The organism is Bacillus xiamenensis, assembly GCF_001857925.1.
GTDB classification, from domain to species: Bacteria; Bacillota; Bacilli; order Bacillales; family Bacillaceae; genus Bacillus; species Bacillus xiamenensis.
In genome coordinates this window covers 310,599-336,822 of the sequence record NZ_CP017786.1, presented here as the reverse complement: position 1 = coordinate 336,822, position 26,224 = coordinate 310,599, and the positions used below count along the sequence as shown (strand labels likewise).

Here is a 26,224-nt window from a genome sequence, read left to right as displayed (position 1 = left end):
TATTTAAATTTTCTTGCAACTATTGAAGGCGGTATCATTTTTGCCGATATAGACAGTAAGATGCGAAAGTAGGATGTAGGGGTGATGAGATGTTTAAAAAACTTCAAATGAGGATAGCTGTATTTATCTCAGTTATATTAATTTTAACTGTCATTGCGGTTCAAGTAGGTTCCAATGTCGTATTAAGACCACTCATTGAACGAGATGCAAAAACAACCACAGCAGCAACGGCAGAAAGCATGAGAGACATCATAGCACTAAAGCTTGATAATTACGGTGATGCAATTAACAAACTGGCAACAAGTACACTTACTAAGGATTTTGTACAGAAACAAACAAAGCAAACACTGGCATTTGAAAACGATGAATTAAAAGGCTTGCAGGAGCAGGACGACCTCATTTCACTTGCCTATATTGGAACAACAGATGGCAAAATGTTTGCCTTCCCGGAGTCTGACTTTGGTGAAGGATATGACCCATCTAAACGAGATTGGTTTATTCAATCGGCTGAAAAGCCTGATGAGGTTTTATGGACAGATCCATATATTGATAAAGCAACAAATGAAATGGTCGTCTCAGCTACGAAGGCGATCGTACGAAATGGAAAGGTCCTAGGAGTTGCTGGATTAGACTTGAAACTGTCTTCCATTCAGTCCTATATCAATGATCAAAAGATTCCTTACATGGGTACCGCCTTCTTAGTTGACGGTACAGGGACGATTTTGGCACATCCAACAGCACAGGGGAAAAATATTTCAAAAGTCACTTCTGTGAAAAAGGCAATCGACAATTCAGGCATTGATGATAAAAATGAACTAACGGTCATCTCTAAAATAAAAGAAGCGAGTTGGACAATAGGGGTTAGCTTTGAGAAAAAGAAACTGCTTTGGATTACAGAACAGATGAATCAGACAAGTATCATCATATCTATCATTGCTATTATACTGGCCATGATTCTAAGCTTTTTATTGGCTAGAAGCATTACAACACCAATTAAACGGCTTATCGAGCATGTTCGTAAAGTGTCTGAAGGCGATTTAACGAGCTCGCTTGAAACGAAGTCCAAGGATGAGATAGGTTTCCTCACGAAGAACTTTAATCAAATGACAGAGGGAATCAGAGAGTTGATTGAAAAAGTGAAAGGTGCTTCAGATCAGGTGATGAAATCAGCTGATGAAGTGACGCAAATTTCAAACGAGACCTTGCTATCTAGTGAACAGATTGCAACTGCCATTCAAGAGGTAGCGGCAGGGGCGACTAAGCAGGCATCAGAAGCTGAAACCATTAATGAGAAATCAGAGCATTTGTATGAAAAAGTTCGTCATATGGGTGAGCTTGCTTCGCAAATGCAGACCAACTCAAAATCTTCGGAAGATGCAAGCTATAGAGGACTTGACGCTCTTGGTCTGCTCGTCCAAAAATCAACACAAGCAAATGAAGAGTCGAAGAAGGTAGAGCAAATGCTGCTTGACCTTGAGCATAAAACGAAAAATATTGAAAACGTCGTAACGGCGATCTCTGAAATCTCAGATCAAACGAACTTACTTGCACTGAATGCAAGCATTGAAGCAGCGAGAGCAGGAGAAAGCGGGCGAGGCTTCGCTGTTGTCGCAGAAGAAGTAAGAAAGCTTGCCGAACAATCTGCGCAATCAACAAAACACATTAGTGAAACCGTCAAACTCATTCAAGATGAATCGAAGAAAGCCGCTGAAGCCATGACAGCAGCGAGCAAAATGAATGAGGAACAAGGTGATGCGATCAACGCGACAGGCGAGGCACTCAGCAGCATCACAATGGAAATGCAATCACTTGTCGGCTCTATTGACAGCATTCATACACAAATCAATGAAATGACTGAAGAACAGCAAAAAATGAATGACTCCATTCAAAGTATTGCTGCAATTTCAGAAGAATCTGCGGCTTCAGCTGAAGAAGTGCATGCTTCGACAGACGAACAAGTACAAGCTTTAGAAAGAACGAAAGCATCAACAGAAATGCTGAACGAATCGAGTCAAGCGCTGCGTCAGGCAATCGATCGGTTTAAGCTGTAATAGAACGGAAAAGAACCTTGGTATGAGCAAGGTTCTTTTTGTGTGATAAAATGTGAAAAGAGGAGGTGCCAACATGGATGTCAATCTATCAGGAAAAAAAGCACTGGTTGCAGCAAGCAGTCAAGGAATTGGAAAAGCCATTGCCTTTGCTTTAGCAAAAGAGGGAGCAGATGTGATGCTTTCGGGAAGGCATGAGCAGACGCTAAAAGAAACAGTCAAAGAATTGTCCCCACTTGTAAGAGGGCATTTCACTTATCAAGTATGTGATGTATCTGACGCCGAGCAAATTAAAGCGCTTGTTACAGCAGCAGCTGGTGATGAAAAATGTCTTGATATTCTTGTGAACAATACAGGCGGCCCTCAAACAGGTACGCTTGAAACCTTAACGGATGAAGATTGGATGGAATCATTTCAGCTTCATTTACTCAGCTATATCCGGCTATTAAAAGAAGCCCTACCTTATTTGAAAAAACGAGGTGCACGAGTGTTAAATATTGCATCTATGTCGGTCAAAGAACCGATCCCAGGCTTGATGCTGTCGAATACATTCAGACCGGCAATTGCCGGCTGGACAAAAGCAGCCGCCCAGGAGCTTGCCAAAGATGGCATTTTGATCAATACCTTAGGTCCTGGGAAAATTGAAACAGAACGCGTCAAACAGTTGGACAAGTACCGTGCACAAACGGAGAACCAATCGATTGAAGAGATCAAAGCACAGGCAGAGCGTGCGATACCGCTTGGCCGTTACGGACAGCCAGAGGAATTTGCGACATATGCGGCTTTTCTTTTATCTGAAGCCAATACATATATGACAGGTCAAACACTTATCATTGATGGTGGATTGACAAAGTCTCTTTAAGGAGGAAGACGTGATGACACAAATCAAAACAGTTGGTTTTATTGGAATCGGTGTGATGGGACATAGTATGGCAGGGCATTTAATGGATGCAGGCTATGAGGTTCTCGTTTATACAAGAACAAAAGCAAAGGCAGATGCATTGGTTCAAAAAGGTGCTGCATGGAAATCGTCAGTAAAGGATATCGCCAAAAATGCGGATGCTGTCATCACAATGGTCGGATATCCATCAGATGTGGAAGAGGTGTATTTAGGGGAAGATGGGCTTGTGGCACATGCTGCGCCTGGTACCTATCTCATTGATATGACCACATCGAAGCCTCAGCTGGCCAAAGAGATTGCAGAGAAAGCGAAGGAAAAAGGATTATTTGCGTTAGATGCGCCGGTTTCTGGCGGAGACATAGGAGCCAAAAATGGCACGCTGGCCATTATGATTGGCGGAGAAAAAGCAGCCTATGAAGCGTGCCTGCCGCTATTTCAGCAAATGGGCGAAAACATTCAATACCAAGGACCAGCAGGAAGTGGTCAGCATACAAAAATGTGTAACCAAATCGCTATCGCAGCAGGTATGGTAGGTGTCGCAGAGGCAATGGCCTATGCGGAAAAATCAGGGCTTGATCCAGAGCAGGTACTTAAAAGCATCACAACAGGAGCGGCTGGCAGCTGGTCTTTGTCAAACCTTGCGCCAAGAATGCTAAAAGGTGATTTCGAGCCAGGTTTTTATGTGAAGCATTTTATTAAGGATATGGGCATTGCACTCGAGGAAGCAGAGCTGATGGGACAAGAGATGCCAGGTTTGTCACTTGCAAAATCTCTTTATGAAAGGCTTCGTGAAGAAGGCGAAGAAAACAGCGGAACACAGAGCATTTATAAATTATGGGTGAAATAAAAAACCTATCCCATGTAGGGACAGGCCAGCGTGTAGACAAACCCTCGCATTCTCCCGCAGTCCTGCGTGCCGGTGCTCACGAATGTTAAATTCGCTCCGCGCCGGTACTCGTCCTTCCTAGACTGCAAAGGTTTTCAGGTCACGCTGAAAAGAAGACAAAGGACTAAAATAAAGTTCATTTTAGCCCTTTGTCCACAATCTGACCTGTCCCATGTAGGGACAGGCTTTTTTTATGATTATTTTCCGATGAATTGCTGCGTCCAGTAGTTACCAGATTTCACATAACCAACACCGATATGTGTATAATTTTTGTTTAAAATGTTCGCTCTGTGGCCTTCACTGTTCATCCAAGCTGTGACCACTTCTTGAGGTGATTTCTGGCCTTGGGCAATGTTTTCACCTGCTGTTTTGTATGTGATACCGAATGTCTTCATTTGATCGAATGGAGATCCGTAAGTCGGGCTTGTATGAGAGAAATAGTTTTTATCTTTCATATCTTGTGATTTAGCACGAGCCGATTTGCTTAATGCTGAATCGACAGAAAGCGCCTTTAACCCTTGTTTTGCACGCTCTTTGTTTGTTAACTCAACGACTTCTTGTTCAAATGCATTTAAGCTGCTGTCCGCTTTTGTTGCAGTTGTGTCTTTTTGATCCGCTTTTGTGCTGCTGTTGTTCGTTGTGTTTTGTTTTGCTGGAGTGCTTGGTTTAGAAGCAGCTGGTTTTTTCACTGATTCTTGTTTTTGTTCATTTTTTGCTTTGTTTACTTCTTTGACCACTTTTGTACCAGTAACAGGTTGACCGCTTTTGATCAGCTTGTTTAATAGAGCTTCGATCTCTTTTTGGTCAGACTTGCTTAGCTTGTTTACATCTGAAGAGATATGTAATTTTGCAGCTAATGTATGAAGATCAATGGCTTGATGCTGTACGTTTATCACTTGTTTCAGGTTAAGCTCCTTCGCATCAGCCGAATGTCCTCCAGTGAACGTGATCAATGCAGCAGCTGTTAGTGCTGAAAAAAAGAATGATTTCTTCTTCATCTTGTAACTCCTCCTAAAATCTTTGTTTTGTTTTCTCACAGAAAATCATAACATGGACTTTTTGTTAAAAACGTACCAGCATCCTCCATTGACAAAGTGTGTTTGTCATTTTTGTTAAAATCATAGAAAGAGTCTCTTGATATCAATGGATAGAGAATTCTTCCATTTAATGAAAACGACATAAACATTCCAATATTTTAAAGTGTTAGTATATTTTTTTGCAGAATAGGGATTGACAGCTTTTTTTCACTGGTTTCGCTGTAACAACTATTACAAAAGTGTTACAATAATGAGTGGTAATTGTAAAAGATTGAAAGGATGAGAGGAGCTTACATAAGTGGGAGAGAAACAGCATCAAGGTGCTGCCGAGCAGAAAAAAATCAAGCGCCGGAACGCCTGGAGAATTAATCTCTTTTTCTTCGCTGTATTTAGTTTATTTGCTGGACTTGTGATCAAGCTTGGTGTGCTGCAGATCGTCAATGGTGAGGATTATAAAAAGCAAGCAAATCGAACAGAGGTCAAAACAGCATCATACCCGTCTCCAAGAGGAAAAATGTATGACACGAGAGGAAGAGTCGTCGTTGATAACGAAAGTGTACCTGCCATCGTTTATACATCAGAAACCGGTGTGAAAGCGGAGGATAAGATTAAGGTAGCAAGAAAACTTGCGACTTATATAAAAATGGATACTGACTTTTTGAGAGAGCGCGACATTCGGGATTTTTGGCTGGCCAGCCACCCGGAAGAAGCAGAGAAGCTTATTTCAAAGGCAGAAAAAAAGGATATTCATGCAAAAGACGTCTATCCGCTTCAAGTGGAGCGTGTGCCAAAGAAAGAAGTAAAGGCCATTGAAAACGATGCGACCGAAAAAGCGGTTGCAGCCATCTACCGAAGATTTACAGGCGGATATGCCTTTGAGCCGCAAATTGTTAAAGCAATGGACCCAAACGAAAAGAAAAAAGGGGACGAAAAAGTTGCTTTACTCGATGAAACAAAAGAATCAAAACAGACATCATCAGTGAGTTTGACATATGAAGAAATCTCACTTGTGTCAGAGCATCTTGATGAACTGCCTGGTGTCAATGTCATCAATGACTGGACAAGAAAATATCCGTATGAAAAAACCCTTTATAATGTCCTTGGCGGTGTGACGACACCAGAGCAAGGGATTATAAAAGAACGTGAAGATTACTATATGGCAAGAGGCTACTCGCGAAATGACCGGGTAGGAAAGAGCTATTTAGAATATCAATATGAGGATTTCTTAAATCCAGAAAAAGCAACCGTCCAATATACACAGGTCGGCGGAAAGCTGCTTGATGAAATCAAGCGGACAGAAGGGCGAAGAGGATTTGATCTTGCACTGACATTTGATATGGAACTGCAAAAGGAAGTCGATAAGATCGTTGAATCAGAGCTGAGATCCGCTAGTGCAAGAAACTATATGATGGACCGGGCATTTGTTGTGATGATGGACCCGAACACAGGCGATATTCTCGCCATGTCAGGAAAGAAAATGGACGGCAGAGATGTCACCGATTATGCGATTGGTACATTTACCACCCAGTACGAAATGGGCTCTGTTGTCAAAGGAGCCACTGTCCTCTCTGGCTATCAGGACGGGATGTCACACAATCAATCGTACATGGATACACCGCTCTACTTTGCAGGAAATGGAAAACCAAAGAAATCATACAACAATCTTGGCTGGGTTAATGATCTACGAGCGCTCCAAAAAAGTTCAAACGTCTATATGTTCCATGTAGCGATGAGAATGGCAGGTATCACCTACCAAAAGAATGGACCATTGCCAGCAAGACCTGAACACTTACAAAAAATGAGAAACTACTATGCGCAATTCGGCCTTGGCGTGAAAACAGGGATCGACTTGCCGCAGGAATCAAGCGGAATGCAGACGCATCCTAAGACAGTTGGCGGACTCTTGCTTGATGAAGCGATTGGCCAGTATGACACGTATACACCGCTTCAAGTCGCACAATACATGTCAACCATCGCCAATGGAGGCAACCGCGTTCAGCCAAGAGTGGTGAAAAGCGTTCACCTTCCAACGAATAAGGAAGAAGTAGGCCCTGTTGTGAAAAAATATGAGCCGAAGGTGCTGAACACCATTAACAACTCAAAAGCAGATATTGACCGCGTTAAAATGGGATTGAAAATGGTGACATCTGCTGGCGGGACTGCTGCTGGACGGTTTGGTCAGCATGATGTCGCAGGAAAAACGGGTACAGCCCAAACCTTCTACTATGGCGCTAACCGCAGCTGGTGGGGAAATGCCACGTACAACTTAACCTTTGGCGGATACTATCCTTCTTCTAATCCAAAGGTAGCTTTTAGTGTCGTGACACCTTATGTAACCGATAAAGATCCTGTGATCAAAACCATTCCGAGTAAAATTGTTGATAAGTACGTTGAACTACAAAAGAAATATGAAAAAGAATAAACAGCAGGGAGCACAGCTAGAGAAAGTGCTCCCTTTTTGCTGAAAATATGGACGTTTCACACGAGTTTGGAAGGAAAATACGGTTTTTCTAGCGAATCCTTTTTATACATCAAACTAAGGACAACCCTAAAAAAATAAAAGGAGGGTCGGACGACGATGGAACAAAAAATGAAAGATTCGAATCAGCTGTACTCGAATATTGACTTACATGCCGTTCTTTCTTCTAATGGCCGCTTTCTCTATATTTCTTCCAATTGTAAGCAGCTTTTGCTTTATGAACAAAAGGATTTACTAGGATGTTTTTTGAAAGACTTTGTTCATACAGAAGATCAATTTCTCGTCGAAAGCTATTTCTATAATCAGCACATGCTAGAGATGTGCCACTTTAGACTGCTTAGAAGTGATCTTACAGCTGTTTGGGTAGAAGCAAGCATTGATTTTGTTGCTTGTGATGGTTTAAACAACGAATTAAGTAGAGAAATGATCCTGAAAATGAGGGTGCTGGACGCTGAGCCACAAAAAGCAGCATTACAAACAAAAACAGAAGTGTCCGAACAGTCGTTAGGCAGTCTGCCGGCTTTCCAAGATGTCAGTGAAGCTGAACATTTGGTTGCCATGCTGCCAAATCCGTTATGTATTACGGCGCTTGGAAAAATTGTATATGCGAACGATGCGATGCTGGAATTAATGGGTGTATGCACAAGAGATGAAATGATCGGCAAGTCTGCGTTTGACTTTATTGCCGAGGAATACCATGACATTGTCAAAAGCCGAATTAAAAGGCTTCAGCAAGGTCTTCCAGTCGGAATGATTGAACAAATATGGAAGCGAAAAGATGGGAGTACCGTTCATATTGAGGTGAAGTCATCGCCTGCGATCTATCAAAATCAACGGGCAGAGCTTTTGCTCTTAGTGGACATCTCATCGCGCAAAAAATTCCAAACCGTTCTTCAAAAAAGCAGAGAGCGGTATCAGCTGCTTATCCAAAATTCAATTGATACAATTGCGGTCATCCATGATCATAAATGGGTGTTTATGAATGAATCGGGCATTAAATTATTTGAAGCCGAACATTACGATAAATTAATCGGAAAGGATATCTTTCATCAAATCCATTCATGTGATCAGCAAAAAGTCAAAAAGAGCTTATCTCGTATTATTGAAAGAGCATCAGATTCTGAGATAGTGACGATGAGCTGCCATACGTTTAAACACCGGCTGATTTATACAGAAATGGTTTGTATTCCGACTACATTTTTTGGTGAAACAGCTGTTCAAATTATTTTAAGAGATATATCTGAACGAAAACAAACAGAAGAACTCATGCTGCGCTCTGAAAAATTATCAATTGCGGGTCAATTGGCGGCGGGCATTGCACATGAAATAAGGAACCCGTTAACAGCGATCAAGGGCTTTTTACAGCTGATTAAACCAAAAACAAAAGACCGTGATCAATATTTTGAGATTGTCTTCTCTGAGCTGAGCCGAATTGAAATTATCTTAAGTGAGCTGTTAATGCTCGCCAAGCCGCAGCAAACAGCATCAATGCAGACGCTTGATTTGAAAAAAATCATTAGCGAAGTCACCGCTCTGCTGGAAACACAGGCCAACTTAAATGGAATTTTGATGAACACAAGTGATATCGAGGAGAATCTCCTGATGAATGGGGATCAAAATCAGCTCAAGCAGGTGTTTATCAACTTAATCAAAAATGCCGTAGAATCCATGCCGGACGGAGGAAGGGTAGACATTAAGGCCAAAGCAGAAAGAGATGGAATACTTGTCACGATTAAAGACGAAGGGGTCGGCATTCCTGAATCAGTGATGAAGCGGATAGGTGAGCCCTTTTTAACCACAAAAGAAAAAGGCACAGGACTAGGGCTTATGGTGACATTTAATATTTTAGAAAATCACAACGGGACGATCCGTGTGGATAGTCAGCCTGAGAAGGGGACCGTGTTTCACATCATGTTTCCAGCAAAATAAAAACAACGGCAAGAGAGCCGTTGTTTATCCGTCTGTTGAGCGTATGGCCCGTTTTTCAAGTACAAATTGTTCTAGACGGTCAAGTCCTTCTTTTAGCGTTTCAAGTGAATATGCATAGGAAAGGCGCACATATCCTTCGCCGAGTGGAGAGAAAGCAGAACCAGGTACGACAGCAAGTCTTGTTCGTTCTAACAGCTCCATGCAAAAATCAAATGAACTCATTCCAAACGATTCAATGGATGGAAAAATATAAAAAGCGCCTGATGGCTTAATGACCGGAAGCCCCATAGAAATGAGCCGATCATATACATAATCGAGTCTTTTCTTATATTGCTCTCGCATAATGAGTGCATCATCCACACCATTTGTTACAGCTTCAAGTGCCGCCTTTTGTGAGACAGCCGAGGCACAAGACACGTTATATTGATGTACTTTTAATACATGTTTAGCAATAGGAGCTGAAGCAAATAAAAAGCCGATTCTCCATCCGGTCATGCTGTGAGATTTTGACAACCCATTGATCACAATCGTCTGTTCCTTTAAAAAAGAGGCAATGGAATGATGCGGCCGATCAAATGTCAGCTCACTATAAATTTCATCAGATAGAATAAAAATATCCTTTCCTTCAAGAAGCTGGGCAATTTCTTTCAGTTCTTCCTCTAACAGAGTGACACCAGTAGGATTTGAAGGATACGGCAGGACAACACACTTTGTCTTTTCCGTTAATGCTTCCTCAATCAGCTTGGCATTTAATTTAAAGCCAGCATTCGTTGTGTCGATATGCACGGGCACCGCGCCGCACATTCGAATGATCGGTTCATAGCCAGGGTAAACCGGACCAGGCAGGATGACCTCATCGCCCTCAGTCAAAATGGTCCGAAACGCGGCATCAATTGCCTGACTCGCACCTGTAGTGACAATGATTTCTGACTCTGCATCATAATCAAGATGGACTTTCTTCTTGATATATTGCTGGACGGCTTGTCTAAGCTCTAGAAAACCAGCATTATGAGTATACGAGGTGAAATTCTCGTCAATCGCTGTTTTGGCAGCAGTTTTGACATGATGCGGCGTATAAAAATCGGGCTGACCTATGGTCAATGAAACGACATCCTCATATGAAGATACGAGATTTGAAAATGTTCGAATGCCTGAAATTTCAATATCCTTTACTCTTGGATTCAGCAAATGCTCCATTTCTCATCACCTTAAAAATTTATGTTTTTATCCTATTTTACCATTCACTGCATAAATGTCACCTGTGGAAAGGCTTCGGATATCGTTATATGTAGTCTATTCTCCTATCCATCACAGCATGAGTGATATATGAAGAAAGAGCAACATTTATTATAGCGTAACCTGCTCGGAAAATACAGCTCTGCTTAAGATGATTAGAATAAGGCAAAACGGTATAAACTGAAAGAACGCGAGAAACAAGTCATGGGAATTGCCTTCACAGACAAACGATCTCCTAAAGGAGGACGATAATAGATGGAACAATCAGCAAAGACATCGAAAATAGCCTTTCTATCCGTAATTAGTAATACGTTTGTTGTGGTCCTTAAAATCATTGTAGGACTGTTAACTGGATCTGTTGCGGTTTTATCAGAAGCCATTCATTCCTTTCTCGATTTAATGGCCTCTTTTATTGCATTTATCTCTGTTCGTATTTCAAGAAAGCCAGCAGACGCCAAACATCCTTATGGTCATGGGAAAGTTGAAAATATTTCTGGTACCATTGAGACCTTGTTGATCTTTGTGGCTGGGATTTGGATCATTTATGAGTGTGTTCATAAATTAATGCATCCAGAGCCTGTTAAACTGCCGGTACTTGGTATTGTGGTCATGCTGATCGGGGCACTTATCAATTTTGTTGTGTCGAGAGTTGTGAACAAAGAGGCAGAGCGAGTACATTCTGTTGCTATGAAATCGAATGCGCTGCATCTTTTAACAGATGTTTATACTTCGTTAGGGGTGGCATTTAGTTTATTACTGGTTGCATTAACAGACTGGTATTTCCTTGATCCAATCATCGGAATGGTTCTTGCCCTCTTTATTATGCGTGAAGCGTTTAAACTCATGAAAGAAGCCTTCCCGCCGCTTGTCGATGCACGATTAACACCAGAGGAAGAACAATCGATAGAGGATATTATTCAAACATTCAGCCAAGAATTTATTGAATATCATGACTTTCGAACAAGACGATCTGGTGCAGAAGAATATATTGATTTCCATTTGATTGTTCATGGGAAAACAACCATCGAAGATGTTCATCAATTATGTGATCGAATTGAAGAGAACATTCAGCAGAAGTTTCCACATGCGCAAATCTTTATTCATGTAGAACCTGAAACGGAAAGAAGCACGCAAACATAAAAAAGGCGATCAACCTACTCTCAGGTTGAATCGCCTTTTTTTATGTTTCATCTATGAAATGAAATCAATATCCATAAGCAGTATCGTAATCTTCATACCAAGAGATATAAGCGGCGTCTTCATCTGACAAACCATGCTTCATGTCTAAAAAATCAGCTTCGCAAATATCTTCAATCACAGTCATTTCGTTGTTCTTTAATAGTACGACAGTTCCCATCATGAACACCTTTCTTTAAAAAATCCTTGACTATTGTACCATGTGAAACGTGATTGTCAACAGAAGAATCGAAGCAAAACGAAAATATCACAAAATGTTAAAAAATCAGGAGGTAAAAGAACTAGAAATACCATGATTTTCACAAATTTTCAGTATTTATTCATATAAACGGAACTTGAAAAACTAATCTGAAATTCATGTAAAAGTGTAAGGCTTCATTGATCTTGCTATATTCATCAGATATAATAACGTATGATTATAAGAAATTTATAGAAAACATACATAATAAAGGAGAAATAGGATGGAAACAAACATTTCAGAAGCACCCATTCAAGAAAAAAAGCATCCCGAACTAGCAGGAGTGGGTTATCGTTTTCTTGCTCATCTTTTGGACGGGGTCATTATCAGTGTACCGTATTCAATCATCATGTTTATTTTGGCAACACTCTTTTTTGTCTTAAGCCCTGAGGCAGCAGCTATGATGTATGATGACAGCTATTACTACTCGACAACCGTGATGACGGATGAAGAATGGGCAGTCATTATGGGACTTATCGTTTTCTACGCAGCAGCGATCTTAATCGGTATTTTAGTGACTTGGCTTTATTATGCGTTGATGGAAACATCAAAGCTGCAAGGAACTCTTGGTAAGATGGCTCTTGGGATCAAAGTGACAAAAGTAACAGGCGAAAAAGTAACATTCGGACGCGCTACAGGCCGATTTTTTGCAAAAGGCTTCTTGTCTCCAATCTTATGTATTGGCTACATCATTGCCTTTTTCACAGAAAAAAAACAAGCACTTCACGATTTGATGGCAAGTACCATTGTAGTGAAGAAATAATGAAAAGAAGCACCTCTTTTGTTTTGTAAGGGGTGCTTTTTGTATAGATCGCTTGTATGGAAGAAGGAAACGTCACATAAAGTAGAATGATAGATAAAAATAAGGCAGGGAAGGGAGTCAAGTATATTGAGAAGAGAGAAAAAGACCGTTCAAAAAAAGGGGGCAGGCTTTGGACTGTTTTTAACAGCACCTGTGCTGGCCTGGGCGCTTTATGATTTTGCAAATACAATATTTTCATCCAATATGATCACCATTTTCTTCCCGTTCTACTTGCAGGAAACAATAGGGAACAGTGCGAGAATGGACCAGATCGCCAGTACATTTATTTCATATGCGAATGCACTCGCAAGCTTTTTTCTCGTGATTTTTACGCCCTTATACGGTGTACTGATTGATCGAACGGGAAAAAAGAAGCGTTATATTACGGTGTTTACCCTGATTTGTATTGCCTGTACGTTTTTGATGGGAATCTTTGCTGGGATTGATTTTTCAAGCGAATGGTTTGGTCTGCCTGTCTCCTTATTAGTAGTGGTTACCTTGTTTGTCATCGCTAAATTTTTCTATCACTCTAGTCTTGTTTTTTATGACACCATTTTGCCCGATCTTGGGACAAAGGATGAAATACCACTTATTTCTGGTTTCGGTATTGCCGTTGGCTACTTAGGTACACTTGTTGGCCTTTCTGTTTATTTACTTGTAGGAAATGACCAGTTTCATGAAGCTTTTATTCCGACAGCACTTTTATTCTTTCTCTTTTTTCTCCCCTTTCTCTTTTTTGTGAAAGATCCTCATCCGCTGCCACAGCAAGAGAAGAAGGCGTCTTTTTTTAGCGGATATAAAGAGATTATTCAAACGTTTAAAGAGATGAAGCAATACAAGCCGGCCTTTATTTTTATGATCGCCTTCTTTTTTATGAATGATGCCTTACAGACAGCGATTGCAATGATGGCTGTCTATGCCAAAATCATCATTGGCTTTACCGCTGGACAATTTATTTTGCTTTATCTTGTATCCACGATTTCAAGTATCATTGGCTCCTTTCTATTTGGATATATCACAAAGGCCATCGGGGCAAAGCGATCGATTACAGTCGTGTATGTCATTTTAATTGTGGCACTGATTTTAGCTGTCACAGCCTCGGCCGAATGGGTCTTCTGGGTAGCGGGCAGTTTATTTGGGATTTCACTTGGCGCAAGCTGGGGGGCATCGCGCATACTGATTATCGAGCTGACACCTAAGGAAAAACGAGGGCAATTCTTTGGCCTCTTTGCGTTTTCGGGGAAGGTGTCTTCCATTGTCGGTCCTATCATTTATGGCTCTGTCACACTGCTGTTTGCAGAACACGGGAATCTCGCAAGTCGTCTTGCACTGGGGTCTTTACTTATCCTTGCAGCCATAGGACTTATCATTCATCAATTCGTGCGAGAGAAAGCGTAAAGAAACGTCAACTTTTTACCCATGCTGCCGATATAAAAAGTACAATCTTATATTGAAGAATAGAGGGATTTCCGTGGCTTTAAACAAACAAGAAATTTTACTTGACTCTGGTACAAATGAATTGGAAATTGTAAAGTTTGAAATTGGTTCAAATCAATTCGGCATTAATGTCATGAAAGTAAGAGAAATCATTCAGCCAGTTGAGGTGACAGTTGTACCGCACTCTCATCAAGATGTAGAAGGTATGATTAGTTTACGAGGCGAGATTTTACCAGTCATCAATCTATTTTCCTTTTTTAATGTCGAGTCAGATCAGTCAGAACAAGAGAAATATATTGTGACTGAATTCAACCAACGGAAGTTTGTGTTCCACACAGGAACGGTGTCACAAATTCACCGCGTCAGCTGGGAAGAGATTGAAAAGCCAACTGCACTCAATCAAGGAATGGACCGTCATTTAACAGGGATCATTAAGCTTGATGGAAAAATGATTTTCCTTCCAGATTACGAAAAAATCATTTATGATATTGAATCTGCTTCCGGAGTGGATACGTACCATATGTTTGACGGTGAAAAAGACGAGAGAAGAACAGGGAAGAAGCTTTATGTCGTTGAAGATTCTCCGCTTCTCATGCGTTTATTAACGAATGAATTAACCGAAGCAGGCTATAAAAACATTGTCACCTTCGAGGATGGCAAACAGGCATATGATCATGTCATGGATCTTGTTAGCAAAGGCATCAGTGTCACAGATGAAATTGATATGATTATTACAGATATCGAAATGCCAAAAATGGATGGTCATCGATTAACAAAACTGCTCAAGGACAATCCTTTGACACAGTCCATCCCGATTCTCATTTTCTCTTCTTTAATCACTGAAGACCTGCGGCATAAAGGAGAAACCATCGGTGCAGATGATCAAATTAGTAAACCAGAAATTCACCAGTTGATTGAAAAGGTAGACCAGTTTATTATCTAAAGAGAAAACCACTCGCTCTGAGTGGTTTTTTCTGTTTAAAAATAACTTTCTCCTAGTCGTTTGAAGACGGGCTTTGTATAATGTGATTTTTGTTTTGTGGCGGCGGGTTTTTCTTTTAAACCGACATACGTTTGAAGTATTTGTTTTGCTCGATTTAATGACATATTCGCTTTTGGGTTGCGATATGATTGATTTAAATTGCCTAAGTGTGGCAAAAATTCGAAGTCTTCTTTGGTTGGTGGCAGATGAAAATAATAATCTCCAATTTCAATCAGCACGTCGGACTGTTGTTGACTATATTTGGGATTATTAGAGAAATGTAGGCCCACTTTTCTTCCTTTACCTTCTTGCAATAGTTTTTGCAGCGCACGTTTTTTTAAAAGATAAAGAAACTTGGGATTTGGTGCGGTTTTAGCATGGCGGTTAACAGTATAAATGGCTTTTGCGATGTTTTCTGCTGTAGGTTCTATGTCTTTAGTATGAGCATAATCGTCCATTTTTTCTCTCCTTTGTCTTTCGTCTTCCTGTGCTTAGTATAAATTATACGTTTTTATTAGTAAATTGCAAATAGGGTTGTTGTAAAAAGAAAACCTTTGGTATAAAGGAGTTAGGGGGGATTAAAAAATTTAATGTTTTAGAATCCCCCCAAATGATAAATTCATAGCCTTTACAAAAACTTCAACTGATTCTATTTATATTTCTTCGAAAGATAGCGATATATGTCATTCATCATTTGAGGGTATTTTATAGACGATCAGCAATTACTTTAACTGGTCTTCTTTTGCTTATCAGTATAGTCGCATGAGTGTCTCTTAAAACATGAACGCTCATTTTCTTTAGATTTTGATTCTCGACAACTTACAGCATAATGATGTGAGTTAGGTGATCTAGTTTTTCATTTGTCCGACTAATGAATATGTAATCTTCTTCTTTTAAAGGATGACCTAAGGGAAGCTTTAACTCTTTACACCATTTGCATTTACAAAGCCTTTCAAATAAGTAACATGATGATTTTTTAATATTTTGAAGATAATCTATGAGTGTTTTTTCTTCAAAAATAACTGTAGAAACAATTTCTCCCTTGGAGGCAATGATAGAGCCATTTCCACCAATCATCGGATATTGATGAAAGCGCTCATGTAAGACGGGTAGTAAATTACGTATCGGTCTTGCAGAAGCAAATATAACTTCATGACCTTTATATACTAAATCTTCTAGTGCCAATAATATTTTTTAGAAACAGGTTTTCCTTTAAAACCAATAGTACCATCTAGATCAAATACAAATTTCATTCTGTGCCATTCCCATTAGGTTTAATGTTTGCATTATATCAATTATCGGATAAATAGTAGAAGAAAGCGGAAGCGGTCAAATGTTCCATCTCATGCATGGTCTTGCTACCGGTGAAATTTATGTACCAAAGACAAAGTAGCATTGGAAAAGCGATTAAAATAATAAGGGCAGGCATTTCGCCTGCTCATCTTTTAAATCATTTTCAAGAAATGCTATATCTTTCTTGTATCTTTCAATTGTTTCTTCAATAGCTGCCTTCATTACCCGAGAATATCCTTTATCTTCTTCTTGTGATTGTTCCTTTTTCAATTCTTCTATATCTTCATTCAACAACTTAATTGCATGTTGCTTCTGCTCTTTATTCATATAATTTTAGATTTTCCTCATGCCAATCATCCTTTTCATTGAATTTAATATACGAATATCAATAAATTCAGTATATATTGCCACATATAAAGGGGGTGGTAAAATGAATGAATTTATATATAAGTTACTTATTGTTTCGTTAGCAACTTTACTATTAGTATCAACTTTGTTGCCGACTCCATCATGAGCCACAACTCCTAATCATGATCAGGAGACTATGGTATCACAAAAATACAGTCGTTAAAGAGTCTAGCGGATGAAACGGAAATAGAAGCCCCTATTATCCCAACTTGATCAGCGCAAGTGATTGCATATGCTGTCTATTATGCGATTAACTCTTTCTTGTTTTTATTGCGGTTTCTTTTCGGTGTGGAATTATTCGGAAAATGATAATATATGTCATTATAGGGGATAGTAAGGAAGGGGTAGGGTCTATGGAGAAAGTGCTTTCTTCTCATGTCGGCTTGAAAATCAATGAATGGTATTACCATATTCAAAGATTTAACGTGCCGGATGCCGAAGCATATAAAGAAGAAATTAAATCTTTGCTCGATAATATGGAGGAAAACCAGGACTTATTGTTATATTTCTCACTCATGGAATTCCGACATAAATTAATGTTAGATTATTTGAAACCATTGGAAAATGGAAAAGAGCGTGCCAACTTTAGAGAATTAGCAATGAAGATCAAAAAGGATCAAGAGAAGTTAACAGGACTACTTGAATATTATTTTAATTTTTTCTACGGCATGTACGAAATTGAAAATTATGAATACCTCAACGCCATTACCTTCTACAAACGAGCAGAAAAGAAATTATCCTTAGTAAGTGACGATATTGAACGTGCCGAGTTTAATTACAAGATGGCTGAAATCTATTACCACATGAAACAAAACCACATGTCTATGCACCATATCGCCCAAGCAATGGATTGTTACAAAGAAAAAGATACTTATACTGTTAGGCAGATACAGTGTTCTTTTGTTATTGGATTAAATTATATTGATATGGGTTGCCCCGAAAAAGCCTCACCACATTTTATAAACGCCTTAGAAAAAGCAACGGAAAGCGATACCAAAAGATTAGAAGGATCAGCTCTATATAATTTGGGATTAAGTTATTTCCACAACGATGAAATTGCTGATGCAATCAAATATTTTAATGATTCGATCAACGCTTTTAAAGAACGAGGTTATGAGCATTTTAACAGAATACTTGATCCTTTAAGTATGCTTGTAAGATCATATTTTCATGAAAAGGAAAACGATCTCGGCATATACGCCCTTAACCAGGGAATAGAATTGGCTAAAAAATTAAATGATGATGTGATGCTTAAAGTGTTCACATTCTATAAGGCGCTTTATGTGAAAGATGATTATGATAAAGTGTTGAGTGATATCGAATATTTAACCGAAAAAGTCATGTACGCAATTCTTGAAGAATTATCGAAAGATGCAGCTAGAAGGTATAACGAAGTAGGAGATAAAGACAAGGCGTCGAATTTTTATGAGAAGATTCTTTATTTCCAAAGATTAATAAGAAGGAGCGATTGCCTTTATGAAATTTAAGTCATTGATCGCAAGCATTATAATTGTTGGAACATTAGGTGCAATCGGTTATTTTGCACTAACACAAAATCATGATGAAGCAATAAGAGGTCATACATCCAGTATCGGTTATGATAAATTCCATTAGAAAAAGCCCTTTTCGGGGGCTTCTTTTTTATTTGGACAGCCATTCCTTTTTCTCTTTATCCCATGTGACATAAGATTTCTAAAGGCTTTTCTTATAGATTGTTCGTCTTTACCGGTTTTTAGTTTTTAGGTCCTCCATTGTGGGAAACTTACTCATATTATAGATGATCCTGTATAGCTTCCTCTCAAGATCATTCATGAAATCACCACCTTGGACTATCTTATTTGAATATCTTTTTCACTAGCTTCTTGGATGCTTTACCTGCTGCCCGTCGCATGATCCGTTTTCCGATTGTTCCTTTTTGAACAGCGTTGACGTCATCCAAGTATTTTGATGTTTTATAAAGGAATGATCTTATTTTGTTTATATTCATTTTCATTTTACGCTCCTTTTACGTCTGTCCTTTTGAAACTCCTCCCAAAAGAATCCTATCATATAGTTGACTTTAGAAAGGTGAAAATTAAGTGAATAAGAGGAAGGTTGTCATGTGAAACGTATGTTTGGTAAAGTGTTAGATTTTTATTAGTAAATGGCAAATAGGGTTATTGTAAAAAGCCATATATGATGATTTTGAAACGTGGCTGGATTCCAAGTGCAAGAAACACGATCATATAACAGTCAGTATGCTTCATCTCGCTGTTTCAGATGGAAAGAATAATAGATTGGCAGAGTGTAAGTAGTAGGTGCAAAAGGGAGGGAGAGCATGTCAAAAGTCGTTTATTTGTTTGCTGTCCTTATCAGCTGAGTAAGTGCTGATAAATATACACAAAGTGAACTATCATACCTTGATAACTACCTATTTAAATAAATGGGTAGTTTCTCAATGTGTTTTATTTGTTCATCCATTGCACGTATAAAATCGACCATATGCAAGACAACAGGGTCGAACATATGGCTTAAAATCATGGACTATTTCGTATGACAAGAATAAGCGCAATAAAAACAACCGTTAAAATCTGTTTCGTTCGTCATTTTTTTGGCTTCTTCCATGGCGCTTTCACCATTCATGTGCAGACCAATCAACGTACGGCTTGCTGCATCACCTAAAAATGCGCAGTCTTCTGTATGTACAACGTATTGTCCATGATCATTTTTTGTATGAATAAAATAATAACTTTTTAGCATACCCCTCACCTCCAACCTGACTATCCTACTATAAAACTTCCAAAGATGTAAAGGTTTTTTGTTGAAAATGTTTTGATTTTACACATATTCCTTTTATTTCATAATGAGTTAAGAGATATGGAAATCTAAGTGAGAGTCAATGTGAAAATGAAGTTTGTCGAATAAAGGCATTCTAACGCCTTGATGGTTTGGGTGTTGGGGGATAGTGTATGTAGTACATGTCTGCCCATTTGTCCTGTTCTGCGCTTGCTCATCTTTTTTTAAGCATTTTTGCCGGTGAAAGAATGACTCATTTCGATTAGCAGAAAAATAGCGTCCTTCACGCGAAGGACGCCGCAATCATGATAAAAGGATGTTCTCAAGAAGAAAATCCTTTATTGGTATATTTATTGAACTCCCTGGCCCTTTAATTCACGCTGCACGTCTAAGTCGGCAGCCTCTCTGCTGAACTTCGGCAATGTAATGAAGTAAAAAAGGAAGACGAGTAAAATAATGATGCCCATTCCGTAATAAATATAAGAAACATTTGTGATCAGCTTTGGAAATAGGACGGCAATTAAACCTAGCGTCATTGATTGTGCAAACATGGTGAGCGGATCAACCCATCCTGATACGCGGCCCATTAGGCGAGGATGGACAATTCTCGGCAGCCAGCCTCCTATGACAATGTTGACTGGACCAATGCATGTACCAATGACAAATGATGTGACATAAAATAACCATAGTGAATGGGTAGAACCAAGGACAAAAATAAGAATGCCGGCAACCAGAATTGGAATCGACATGAGGTATTGCATTTTTACCTTTTTAGCAAGAACAGAACCCAATAAGCTTCCAACAAGAAGCCCTGCACCGATTGCAATTGTAAAGAAGGATGTATGCAGCTCAAAGTGATCTGGTGAAAGCCCGTATTTCATCGTAAACATTGGAAGAACGGCAAATGCGCCATTGACTAGACCGAAAACAAAGAAGCCAAAAATTAAAGAAGCCAGTAATTTATTTTTTAAAATATAAAGAATACCTTCTTTAAAATCTTTCAGAGAAGTTTTAATGGTCATGCCTCTCCACCCGGCTTGTCCATTTGGCTGACGTGCTTCCATTGGAATGTTGCATGATCGAATAAGAATACCTGAAATAATAAAACTGACCAAATCAATGGTAATAGCACCATGAAGTCCAATCGTCTTATACATAATGGCACCTATACCAACACCAAATACCATAAACAGACTAAATAGCATTTGATTTAAACCAGCTGCTTTTGCATATTGATCTTTATTTAAGATGGCCTGAACGAGAGAGGCTTCAGCTGGATAGAAGAACTTCGTAATGGCACTTCGTATAAACAAGATCAAGAAAATAAGCGGCAGTGAATTAAAATAAATGACGATAAATAAAACGATTGTCAGCCCAGCTCGTATCCAATCACAATTCTCTGCGACTTTTTTACGATCAAAACGGTCAGCGACCACACCGACCATAAAAAAGACAAAGACCGTAGGCAGTGAATACATGAGCTCTGCCAATGTGGCGTAGGCGGGCTGATGACTAAAATGGTCGAGCAAATAAAAGGCAAACGCCATATTGCCTACTGTTGTCCCCATTTGCGAGGCAAGTGCTGCAAAAAAGAGACGAACAAAATTTCTGTTTTTAAAAATATCCATAAATACGCTCCTTAACCTGAAGATCCCACTTTCTATCATATAAAATTTTAACCATTCATACAATTGATTTCTCCTACTGGCTAATGGTCACAGGTGTTCCATTTGGAACGAGTGAAGCAAGTTCGAGGACATTCTGATTATACATACGAATGCACCCTCTAGACACAGCTTTACCAATTGAAGACGGGTTATTCGTCCCGTGGATGCCGTAATGAACTTTCGAAAGGCTCAGCCAATAGACGCCAAAGGGACCTCCTGGGTTTGGTTGTCTGTTGACAATATAATAAGAGCCTGTCGGGGTCATATTCAAAATTCTTCCTGTTGCAATCGGGTACGAGCGTATGAGTTGTGATCCAGAAAACAGAACGAGACGCTTCGTTGAAATTGAAACGGATATGCGGTAAGGGATGGTACTTGGATCCGGCAGCCCGGGAATGATGATGATCTCATTTTGTTCTGGTTCACGAGATTCAAGTGACGGGTTTGCAGCCTTTAAGGCATCTGTTGTTGTTCGGAAATCAAGTGCTATAGAAGCAAGTGTTTCTCCACTTTTCACCGTGTATCGCAGCACGAAGGACACTCCTTTTGTTCAAATAAAAGAAGCCGTGATGCCCGTCATTCAATATACAATATGGACGGAATCAGGCCCAGTAAGGTTTCTCCTAACATTTGTCATGAGAACGATCTTTATTTATACATATGCTGATCAAGGCGATTTGGCTTCTGTTTACACTCGAGAGGTTAAGGTGAGAAAGGTGATCTCAGGTTTGGCTAAAAATCGCAGCGGCATTCTGGTTGTCCCAAGTCCACGGTTGACATAGATACGGTGCTGATAGCTGCCGTATAACCCTTCGACATATGTATGCCCATAAGGTGCTGTGAGAATCGGTCCATAGAAAGGAAGCTGTATTTGACCGCCATGCGTATGTCCTGAAAGCTGCAAGTTAATCGGTGTTGTTTTGAGCTCTAGTGCGGCATCAGGCTCATGTACAAGCAGTAAAGTAAATAGGTCAGAGGAAACTTCCCGTTTGATGAGGTCGTAATCAGGCACATTCATCATGAGGTCATCCAGTGTAGCGAGCTGAATGTGCGCACCTTCTTTTTCTAAAAGAAACACTTCATTTTTACATAATGTAAATCCGCAAGCTTCCATCGTTTTCTCATATACATCAATGCCAAATGGCCCGTAGTCATGATTTCCGCATATCGCCATCTTTCCAAACGGAGCATCAAGCTTAGACAAATAGGCTCTGGCTTTTTCATGTTCTTCAATAGATGACTGAAAATCAACAAGGTCACCTGTGAACACAATGAGATCCGGAGATTCAGTATTGATCTTTTGGACGATGGACTCTAAATCTTCAGCGGGAAATGTATCACTTAAATGAACATCACTAAATTGCGCAATTTTAAACTGATCAAATGAAGCTGGAAGCTGAGCATCATGAATGGTCAGTGATACGGCATCGATCATGCGCGGCTCAATGTACCGCGCGTAACCATACCCAAAGGTCGTGGTCAAAAAACCGAGAATACTCAATCCAGCTGCTCCTTTTAAAAACTGTCTACGTGAAAGTTGCTTCATATAAGATAAGACTCCTTTAAAAATAAAATTAAGTATAGCATGATATTTGATCAAACTCCCATATGGTGCATGGAGGGGAAATCATGATATGATAGAAAAAACAATGAATGAATAGTCATTCAAATTCATCAAAGGGGGAGAACAAATGACGAAGCAAACAGTGATTGTCACAGGAGGATCAAGCGGAATGGGGAAGGCGATGGCCACTCATTTGGCACTTGGGGGCTGGAATGTTGTGATGACTGGAAGAACAGAAGAGACGCTTGAAGCAACCGCAAATGAAATCAAACAGAAAGGCGGCTCTGTCGCTTATTTCCAAATGGATGTGCGAAATCCAGATGATGCTGACCAAATGGTGAAGTTTGCGGTAGATACATTTGGCGGTGTGGATGCGCTTATCAACAACGCAGCGGGGAACTTTTTGGTTCCGGCGGAAAAGCTGTCTCCAAACGGATGGAAAGCGGTCATTGATATTGTGCTAAATGGTACATTTTTTTGCAGCCACGCGGTGGGCAATTATTGGATTCGTCAAAAGAAAAGCGGGAGTATGATCAACATGGTCGCCACATATGCATGGGGTGCTGGTGTAGGTGTGGCGCATTCAGCAGCAGCAAAGGCGGGTGTTCTGTCACTGACCCGCACGCTTGCGGTGGAATGGGGAAAACAATATCGAATTCGCGTGAATGCTATCGCACCAGGGCCAATTGAGAGAACAGGCGGTGCTGATAAACTGTGGGAATCTGAAGAGGCTGCACAAAGAACTTTAGATAGTGTGCCTCTCGGCAGACTTGGCACGCCAGAAGAAATTGCAGAGCTTGCGAGTTTCTTATTATCAGACCATGCATCTTATATTAATGGCGATTGTATCACGATGGATGGGGGACAGTGGCTTAACCGATCACCATTTTGAATGACCGTGTATGACCTGCTTTTGATATGGTATAATCACACAAAGAGAGAAGCAGGTGATGAAAATGGTCGATCCATTGGATATTTTAACGAATATTGAAGATGTTTTCCCGCACTATCAAGCGATCTTCAGTGCGGAAGAACAAAAAGTGATAGGCTATGAGATTCTAGGAAGAATGAAGCTTGAGTCGGGAACGGTTAGTCTAGGCTCCTTCTTTACGGATTCATCTATTCCTGACGAATATAAACTTGAAGTAGATCAAAAAGTACTGAGTCAAGCGCTTGATCTCTTCACAGCGGCGGATGAAGATTTGCTCATTTTTATTAATCATGATGCCAATGTCCTCATGCTTGACCATGGCGAAAGTTTTTTAGAACTTTTAAAGGAATATGAAGCAAGAGGCATTCAACTCAACCGGTTTGTCATTGAAATTACTGAACATACGTTTAGCGGCGACATTGAGCAGCTTTACCATACGTTAACGTATTATCGTACATATGGAATCAAAATCGCCGTATCTAATATAGGAAAAGAAAGCAGTAACCTTGACAGGATTGCCCTGCTTTCACCCGATCTATTAAAAATTGATTTACAGGCCTTAAAGGCTTCCTCTCCTTCCCCTTCCTATGAATATGTCTTATACAGCATTTCACTGCTTGCGAGAAAAATAGGAGCGGCTTTAATTTATGAGGACATTGAGGCAAATTTTCAGCTGCAGTATGCATGGAGAAACGGCGGGCGATATTTTCAAGGCTTCTATCTTCATGAGCCTGCGGCAGAACTAATTGACCGTAACAAACGAAAAGATCAGCTTAGAGAAGAGTTTCAACAATTTATTGCCCATGAGAAAAAGAAACTTCAAGCTGTCTATGAGCATTCTGAAACATTTTATAAGCGAATTCATCAAGCTGTCAGTACATTAAAAAAATCATGCAGTACAAATGATGAACTCATTCAAAAACTGGCACTCGAACTAACAGATTGCAGCTTTCGAATTTATATGTGTAATGAGGAAGGATTTCAAATCACTGGGAATGTATTTAAGAAAGATAAAGAATGGTTGTTTCAGCCGGAGTATATAGAGAAAAACTGGAGCTGGCGTCCTTATTTCCTAGCGAATATTCTTCAAATGAGAATTAGTGGAAAAGGATTTTTCAGCGATATTTACAGTGATTTAGAAACTGGAGAGCGAATCCGTACGTTTTCCTATCCGTTAGAAGAAGACGTATATTTGTTTATAGACCTCCCGTATGCTTATCTATATGAGCAAGATGGATTAATTTAAAAGCAGCCTTCATGGCTGTTTTTTAAAATAGAAAAAAGAAATAAAAAATGGTTGACAATGAAACTGATAATCATTATCATTTAGTTATAGAGAGAAGCTACTCTCTGTTCCCCAACCCCTCTATCAGATCAAGATCCAAAAAACTTGGCGCTACCCCCGCCAAGTTTTTTTTGCGTTTTAATCTTTCCCTTCATGCATAGGACATCCCAATTCATCCATACATCTTAAGTGATGATAGTTAGACAGTAGGAGGGAAAAGCCATGATCAAACGCGACAAGCGGCTGCTGATTGATTTGCCAATGCCAGATCACCCAGATGCAAATGGTGCAGCTGCTGTGCAAGAATTACTGGGCGGGAAATTTGGTGAAATGTCCACATTAAATAATTACATGTTTCAGTCCTTTAACTTTAGGGGAAAACGAAAACTCAAACCGTTTTATGACCTCGTATCAAGTATTACAGCTGAAGAATTTGGTCATGTAGAGCTTGTGACAACCGCTGTCAATCTCATGATTACAGGAACCACTCATGGGGGAGATCCAGATACAACACCGATGAAAGCAGCTGTTGATAAACGAAATACACAGCATTTTATCCAAACCGCACAAACAGGCTATCCGTTTGATTCAATGGCAAAACCATGGACAGGAGAGAATGTGTTTTCAAGTGGTAACCTGATTCTTGATCTTCTTCATAATTTCTTCCTTGAGTGCGGAGCTCGTACACATAAAATGCGTGTATATGAAATGACGGATCACCCTACAGCAAGAGAGATGATCGGTTATTTACTTGTAAGGGGAGGCGTGCATGTGGTGGCGTATGCAAAAGCTCTTGAGGTAGCCACAGGAGTAGATGTAGGGAAAATGCTGCCGATTCCAAACCTCGACAATAAATACTTTGATTCTGCCAGAAAGTTTGAAGAGCAAAATGTTCATACAAAACTGTATACATTTAGTGATACGGATTACAAGGATATCAATCTGATTTGGAAAGGCAGCCACCCAATTGATGGAAAGCCGCTGACAGTCATTGAGGGCACCCCAAAAGGGGCACCTGTACCAGATTATAGAGATTTGCCGGAAGAGTTTGCGCCGGGTATTTCAAAAGAGGATTTTGACGAAATCGCCAAACGGCTGATGAGATCGGCAGGTATATAAAAAACAGGAT

Annotated in this window: 24 protein-coding genes and 1 pseudogene; 14 read left to right on the top strand and 11 right to left on the bottom strand. The window is 39.9% G+C overall.

Annotation, left to right across the window (positions count from 1 at the left end):
- Nucleotides 1-89: 89 nt before the first annotated feature.
- The 4 genes and pseudogenes from BK049_RS20060 to BK049_RS01625 form a co-directional block, all read left to right on the top strand.
- A pseudogene (locus BK049_RS20060) lies at nt 90-1,112 on the top strand (HAMP domain-containing protein); the annotation flags it as partial.
- Nucleotides 1,104-2,051 (top strand): methyl-accepting chemotaxis protein, encoded by a 948-nt coding sequence (locus tag BK049_RS20055; RefSeq protein WP_425304332.1) that lies wholly within the window; start codon nt 1,104-1,106, stop codon nt 2,049-2,051. The pseudogene BK049_RS20060 and the gene BK049_RS20055, both read left to right, overlap by 9 nt.
- A gap of 73 nt (nt 2,052-2,124) precedes the next feature.
- The gene (locus tag BK049_RS01630) at nt 2,125-2,910 is read left to right on the top strand and encodes an SDR family oxidoreductase (RefSeq protein ID WP_071167700.1); all 786 of its coding nucleotides are present in this window, start codon (nt 2,125-2,127) and stop codon (nt 2,908-2,910) included.
- A gap of 13 nt (nt 2,911-2,923) precedes the next feature.
- Entirely contained in the window at nt 2,924-3,796 is an 873-nt protein-coding gene (locus BK049_RS01625; RefSeq protein WP_071167699.1) for an NAD(P)-dependent oxidoreductase, read from the top strand.
- A gap of 236 nt (nt 3,797-4,032) precedes the next feature.
- On the opposite strand, the gene BK049_RS01620 is transcribed toward BK049_RS01625, so the two are convergent.
- Nucleotides 4,033-4,833 (bottom strand): CAP domain-containing protein, encoded by an 801-nt coding sequence (locus BK049_RS01620; RefSeq protein ID WP_008356857.1) that lies wholly within the window; start codon nt 4,831-4,833, stop codon nt 4,033-4,035.
- A gap of 337 nt (nt 4,834-5,170) precedes the next feature.
- Here BK049_RS01620 and BK049_RS01615 point away from each other — a divergent pair, with 337 nt between their 5' ends.
- Complete coding sequence (locus tag BK049_RS01615; RefSeq protein WP_071167698.1) at nt 5,171-7,294, top strand: peptidoglycan D,D-transpeptidase FtsI family protein; 2,124 nt, start codon at nt 5,171-5,173, stop codon at nt 7,292-7,294.
- Between the two features lie 156 nt (nt 7,295-7,450).
- Nucleotides 7,451-9,280, top strand: a complete 1,830-nt coding sequence (locus BK049_RS01610; RefSeq protein WP_071167697.1) for a PAS domain-containing sensor histidine kinase — start codon at nt 7,451-7,453, stop codon at nt 9,278-9,280.
- A gap of 24 nt (nt 9,281-9,304) precedes the next feature.
- On the opposite strand, the gene BK049_RS01605 is transcribed toward BK049_RS01610, so the two are convergent.
- Complete coding sequence (locus BK049_RS01605; RefSeq protein ID WP_071167696.1) at nt 9,305-10,477, bottom strand: aminotransferase A; 1,173 nt, start codon at nt 10,475-10,477, stop codon at nt 9,305-9,307.
- A 294-nt stretch (nt 10,478-10,771) separates the two neighbouring features.
- Here BK049_RS01605 and BK049_RS01600 point away from each other — a divergent pair, with 294 nt between their 5' ends.
- Nucleotides 10,772-11,656 (top strand): cation diffusion facilitator family transporter, encoded by an 885-nt coding sequence (locus BK049_RS01600; protein WP_071167695.1) that lies wholly within the window; start codon nt 10,772-10,774, stop codon nt 11,654-11,656.
- 64 nt (nt 11,657-11,720) lie between these two features.
- On the opposite strand, the gene BK049_RS19435 is transcribed toward BK049_RS01600, so the two are convergent.
- Complete coding sequence (locus tag BK049_RS19435; protein WP_008356868.1) at nt 11,721-11,873, bottom strand: hypothetical protein; 153 nt, start codon at nt 11,871-11,873, stop codon at nt 11,721-11,723.
- Nucleotides 11,874-12,174: 301 nt separating this feature from the next.
- Between BK049_RS19435 and BK049_RS01595 the strand changes: the two genes are divergently transcribed.
- From BK049_RS01595 to BK049_RS01585, 3 genes are all read left to right on the top strand, one after another.
- Complete coding sequence (locus BK049_RS01595) at nt 12,175-12,714, top strand: RDD family protein (protein ID WP_008356870.1); 540 nt, start codon at nt 12,175-12,177, stop codon at nt 12,712-12,714.
- Between the two features lie 126 nt (nt 12,715-12,840).
- Nucleotides 12,841-14,151, top strand: coding sequence for an MFS transporter (locus BK049_RS01590; RefSeq protein WP_071167694.1), 1,311 nt, complete (start codon nt 12,841-12,843; stop codon nt 14,149-14,151).
- 73 nt (nt 14,152-14,224) lie between these two features.
- The gene (locus tag BK049_RS01585; protein WP_008356874.1) at nt 14,225-15,133 is read left to right on the top strand and encodes a chemotaxis protein; all 909 of its coding nucleotides are present in this window, start codon (nt 14,225-14,227) and stop codon (nt 15,131-15,133) included.
- A gap of 35 nt (nt 15,134-15,168) precedes the next feature.
- Here the strand turns inward: BK049_RS01585 and BK049_RS01580 are convergent, their stop codons facing one another.
- The 3 genes from BK049_RS01580 to BK049_RS01570 all read right to left on the bottom strand — a co-directional run bounded on the left by BK049_RS01580 (nt 15,169) and on the right by BK049_RS01570 (nt 16,792).
- Nucleotides 15,169-15,630, bottom strand: a complete 462-nt coding sequence (locus tag BK049_RS01580; protein WP_008356877.1) for a YkyB family protein — start codon at nt 15,628-15,630, stop codon at nt 15,169-15,171.
- Between the two features lie 361 nt (nt 15,631-15,991).
- Complete coding sequence (locus tag BK049_RS20050; protein WP_071167693.1) at nt 15,992-16,357, bottom strand: HAD family hydrolase; 366 nt, start codon at nt 16,355-16,357, stop codon at nt 15,992-15,994.
- A gap of 222 nt (nt 16,358-16,579) precedes the next feature.
- Nucleotides 16,580-16,792 (bottom strand): hypothetical protein, encoded by a 213-nt coding sequence (locus BK049_RS01570; protein ID WP_244887362.1) that lies wholly within the window; start codon nt 16,790-16,792, stop codon nt 16,580-16,582.
- A 434-nt stretch (nt 16,793-17,226) separates the two neighbouring features.
- Between BK049_RS01570 and BK049_RS01565 the strand changes: the two genes are divergently transcribed.
- Nucleotides 17,227-18,360 carry a Rap family tetratricopeptide repeat protein gene (locus tag BK049_RS01565; protein ID WP_071167692.1) on the top strand — a complete coding sequence of 378 codons (1,134 nt, stop codon included), beginning with the start codon at nt 17,227-17,229 and terminating at the stop codon, nt 18,358-18,360.
- A 347-nt stretch (nt 18,361-18,707) separates the two neighbouring features.
- Here the strand turns inward: BK049_RS01565 and BK049_RS19430 are convergent, their stop codons facing one another.
- The 5 genes from BK049_RS19430 to BK049_RS01545 all read right to left on the bottom strand — a co-directional run bounded on the left by BK049_RS19430 (nt 18,708) and on the right by BK049_RS01545 (nt 22,861).
- Nucleotides 18,708-18,866, bottom strand: a complete 159-nt coding sequence (locus BK049_RS19430) for a hypothetical protein (RefSeq protein ID WP_157292634.1) — start codon at nt 18,864-18,866, stop codon at nt 18,708-18,710.
- Nucleotides 18,867-19,396: 530 nt separating this feature from the next.
- Nucleotides 19,397-19,612, bottom strand: coding sequence for a hypothetical protein (locus BK049_RS01560; protein ID WP_008356886.1), 216 nt, complete (start codon nt 19,610-19,612; stop codon nt 19,397-19,399).
- 386 nt (nt 19,613-19,998) lie between these two features.
- On the bottom strand, nt 19,999-21,276 hold the full coding sequence (locus BK049_RS01555; protein ID WP_008356889.1) for an MFS transporter: 1,278 nt from the start codon (nt 21,274-21,276) through the stop codon (nt 19,999-20,001).
- 73 nt (nt 21,277-21,349) lie between these two features.
- A complete protein-coding gene (locus BK049_RS01550; RefSeq protein ID WP_008356892.1) occupies nt 21,350-21,847 on the bottom strand; it encodes a L,D-transpeptidase family protein in 498 nt (165 codons plus the stop codon).
- A gap of 156 nt (nt 21,848-22,003) precedes the next feature.
- Nucleotides 22,004-22,861, bottom strand: coding sequence for a metallophosphoesterase (locus tag BK049_RS01545; protein ID WP_071167691.1), 858 nt, complete (start codon nt 22,859-22,861; stop codon nt 22,004-22,006).
- Nucleotides 22,862-23,006: 145 nt separating this feature from the next.
- Between BK049_RS01545 and fadH the strand changes: the two genes are divergently transcribed.
- The 3 genes from fadH to BK049_RS01530 all read left to right on the top strand — a co-directional run bounded on the left by fadH (nt 23,007) and on the right by BK049_RS01530 (nt 26,214).
- The gene (fadH, locus tag BK049_RS01540; protein ID WP_008356896.1) at nt 23,007-23,771 is read left to right on the top strand and encodes a 2,4-dienoyl-CoA reductase; all 765 of its coding nucleotides are present in this window, start codon (nt 23,007-23,009) and stop codon (nt 23,769-23,771) included.
- A gap of 64 nt (nt 23,772-23,835) precedes the next feature.
- Complete coding sequence (locus BK049_RS01535) at nt 23,836-25,056, top strand: EAL domain-containing protein (RefSeq protein ID WP_071169172.1); 1,221 nt, start codon at nt 23,836-23,838, stop codon at nt 25,054-25,056.
- 261 nt (nt 25,057-25,317) lie between these two features.
- Entirely contained in the window at nt 25,318-26,214 is an 897-nt protein-coding gene (locus BK049_RS01530) for a manganese catalase family protein (protein WP_071167690.1), read from the top strand.
- Nucleotides 26,215-26,224 lie beyond the last annotated feature (10 nt).